This is a genomic window from Corynebacterium kozikiae (assembly GCF_024580965.1).
Classification (GTDB): Bacteria; Actinomycetota; Actinomycetes; order Mycobacteriales; family Mycobacteriaceae; genus Corynebacterium; species Corynebacterium kozikiae.
In genome coordinates, this window is record NZ_JANIKJ010000037.1 from 1 (window position 1) to 2,944 (window position 2,944).

General features: G+C 59.6%; 3 protein-coding genes. 2 read left to right on the forward strand and 1 reads right to left on the reverse strand.

The features are described from left to right. Nucleotides 1-172 precede the first annotated feature (172 nt). Nucleotides 173-361, reverse strand: a complete 189-nt coding sequence (locus NQ018_RS11175) for a helix-turn-helix transcriptional regulator (RefSeq protein ID WP_257038260.1) — start codon at nucleotides 359-361, stop codon at nucleotides 173-175. 144 nt (nucleotides 362-505) lie between these two features. Here NQ018_RS11175 and NQ018_RS11180 point away from each other — a divergent pair, with 144 nt between their 5' ends. Next, nucleotides 506-1,600 (forward strand): FUSC family protein, encoded by a 1,095-nt coding sequence (locus NQ018_RS11180; RefSeq protein ID WP_257061008.1) that lies wholly within the window; start codon nucleotides 506-508, stop codon nucleotides 1,598-1,600. Nucleotides 1,601-1,605: 5 nt separating this feature from the next. Beyond that, on the forward strand, nucleotides 1,606-2,757 hold the full coding sequence (locus tag NQ018_RS11185; protein ID WP_257038222.1) for an FUSC family protein: 1,152 nt from the start codon (nucleotides 1,606-1,608) through the stop codon (nucleotides 2,755-2,757). The last annotated feature ends 187 nt before the right edge of the window (nucleotides 2,758-2,944 follow it).

Below are 2,944 nucleotides of genomic sequence, written 5' to 3' on the forward strand. Positions count from 1 at the left end.
ACACCAAAAGGCGTCACTCCTGGTGTGGATACCTGTCACCAAAAGAGTTTGAAGCCAAGACCGCGTGAGCTAACATAATCCCATCATATTGACCACCCGATGTGTCTACTTTCCGGGGGTCGGCCCCCGTGGGCGAGCGCAGTGCGGCCAAGCGCCTCAGTGATTTTGGTGCTCATGCTTGTTCCTTTCCAAATACTTCCTCAACTGTTTTGCCCAGCTCCCTACAGATGGCTAGGGCCAGGTACACGGAGGGGGAGTAGTTCCCTTTTTCGATGTTGGCAATGGTTTGTCTTGAAACGCCCACGCGCGCGGCCAGGTCCGCCTGCGAAAGTTCAAGCCAGCGCCGCCATTTGCGGACCATGTTTTCTTGCGGGTTCAAAACACCTCCCCTCTTTAACAAAACGGAAACCTAATATGGCCAAATGTAAAAGATTCTTTGCATGAAGTCAAGGGTTTCCTGAGGAGTACACTGATACGGCAGAGTCACGAAGGAACAGGAGCGTGTATGCGGCCAACACTGCTGCCAACATCGCGGATCACTGAGGGTATTGATCGTCTGAAGGACAACTGGCCCTACGTTCTCCAGGTGGGTTTTGCCTCTGGCCTGGCGTTTTGGGTGGGCCTGCTCATTGGGCACGAACACCCCTTCTTTGCGCCCATGAGTGTGGTGATTGTGCTTTCCACCACCGGCGGTGAGCGCTTCCGCCGTTCCATCGAGCTGGTGGTGGGTGTCTCCGTGGGTGTGGGTTTGGGGGACCTGATCGTTGCCAGCGTGGGCACCGGCGTGTGGCAAATTGCCCTCGGCGTGATGTCCGCGGTGGCGGTAGGCATCTTCATTGACAAAGGCCCGCTGCTGGCCAACCAGGCGGCCTTCGCATCAGTGCTGGTGGCAACCATCCTCCCGCCCAGCACGTCCGGCGGCTTTGACCGCATGACGGACGCGCTGATCGGTGGCATCGTGGGCTTGGTGGTGCTCGCCCTGTTTCCCATCTCCCCACTGCGCTCAGGCCGCCGCGAAATCTCCCACATGCTCGGCATCGCGGCCGGCATTCTGGATCAGGTGGCCAAGGCGCTGCCGCGTTACGACGCAGCCAGCATCTCCTCAGCCCTGGCCACAGCGCGCGGTACGCAAGCAGGCATCAACAAAATGATTGCAGCGGCGCAGGAAAGCAAGGAGGCTGCGAGGTTTTCGCCCTTCCTGTGGGCGCAGCGCAGCCGCATTGCAAGCATGTTGCGCATCCTCAACCCGGTGGACAACACCATCCGTTCCACCCGCGTGCTCGCCCGGCAGGCGCTCATCCTCGCCGAGGCCCAGGGCAGGACATCCGAAGAGCAAGTGCAGATGATTGCGGAGCTCTCCCAGATCGCAGAAACCCTGGCGCACGCTTACGCGGGGCATAAGGCCGAACACCTGGTGATCCCCAAACTGGTGAAGCAACTCCAAGGCTTGGCGGTGCGCGCGCAGCCGGAAATACTCGCCACCCAAGTACTCACTCAGCAGGCGCTGCTGGTGCAAACGCGCTCGTTGATTGTGGACATGCTGCAAATCTGTGGGATGTCTAGAAAGTCGGCGGCGGCAGCACTGGCGCCGGTAACCTAGGCGGCATGGGCAAACGCACTACGGCAACCGTTGCGCAGATACGCAAATTGGATGACTCCCTGCATAACCGCGCACTTCGCGTGCGCCGCAACCTGCTCTCCATCGTTCAGGTGGCCATTGCCGCAGGCCTGGCGTTCTATATAGCCCAACGCTTCTTTGGCCACTCCGTGCCTTTCTTCGCGCCGATGGCGGCGGTGATCACCCTTGGGCTTTCCGGTGGCGCGAGGCTGCGGCGAGCCTTTGAACTGGCATTGGGGTGCTCCGTTGGCGTAGGTCTTGGCGACCTCCTGATCTACAACATCGGCTCCGGACACTGGCAGATAGCGCTGGCGGTTGCGGTGAGTTTGGCTGTGGCCTCATTCCTTTCCGGTTCACAGCTCGTGAGTAACCAAGTGGCAATTGGTTCCATCCTGATTGCCACGATTATGCCCCCAGGGAGCAGTAGTGGATTCGAGCGGCCAATCGACGCCCTCATCGGCGGTGCCGTGGCCATCCTCGTGATCGCCGTCCTGCCCAACGCCCCGCTCAGCGCAGGGCGCCGTGAAGTGTCTAAAGTGCTGGCGCTGGCGGCGTCGGTACTTGAGGACGTAGCAGAAGCGCTAGCGCGGCGGGACGCGCAGGCCATTGAAACCGCGCTGGCGCTGGTGCGCGGGAGCCAGACCAACATCAACGCGATGCTAGAGGCGGCCAAAGGTTCAAAGGAAAACGTGGCCGTATCACCGCTGTTGTGGGCTGCGCGGCGGAGGGTGGATTCCTTTGTGCGGATCCTGGCGCCGGTGGACAACGCGATCCGCAATACGCGCGTGCTGGCCCGGCGGGCGCAGGTGCTGCTGCAGGATGGCGACGCCGTGAGTGAGCAACAGATCGCGATCATCAGCGACCTCTCCCTAGTAACCAACCGCCTTGCCGAGCTATACGCCCAAGGCCACTCCGAGGCCCAAGAGGTACCCGAGTTGGTACACACATTGCGTGACGTAGGTGCGCGCGCCGGGTTGGACGTGGCCAAAGGGGGAGTGCTTTCCGCGCAGGTAATCCTTGCACAATCGCGTTCCATCACCGTGGACCTGCTGCAAGTGTGTGGCATGTCCCGTGAGTCCGCGGTGGCGCAGTTGGCACCCACTTCATCTTCACCCGCGTTCCCGCCAGAGGTGGATTAGCGCGGTGGGGTTGGGGCTGTCTCTTATACACATCTCCGAGCCCACGAGACATCCATTGATCTCGTATGCCGTCTTCTGCTTGAAAAAAAAAAAAAAACACATATACTATCCCACAAAACAACAATTAAACCCATAGCTCGTAAAATGCATAGATTAACACATTCTATATATATTATACCCCATCATG

Excerpts from the sequence above, each read along its gene's own strand:
- NQ018_RS11180 (WP_257061008.1), top strand. The coding sequence starts at position 506 with ATGCGGCCAACACTGCTGCCAACATCGCGGATCACTGAGGGTATTGAT.
- NQ018_RS11175 (WP_257038260.1), bottom strand. The coding sequence starts at position 361 with ATGGTCCGCAAATGGCGGCGCTGGCTTGAACTTTCGCAGGCGGACCTG.
- NQ018_RS11185 (WP_257038222.1), top strand. The coding sequence starts at position 1,606 with ATGGGCAAACGCACTACGGCAACCGTTGCGCAGATACGCAAATTGGAT.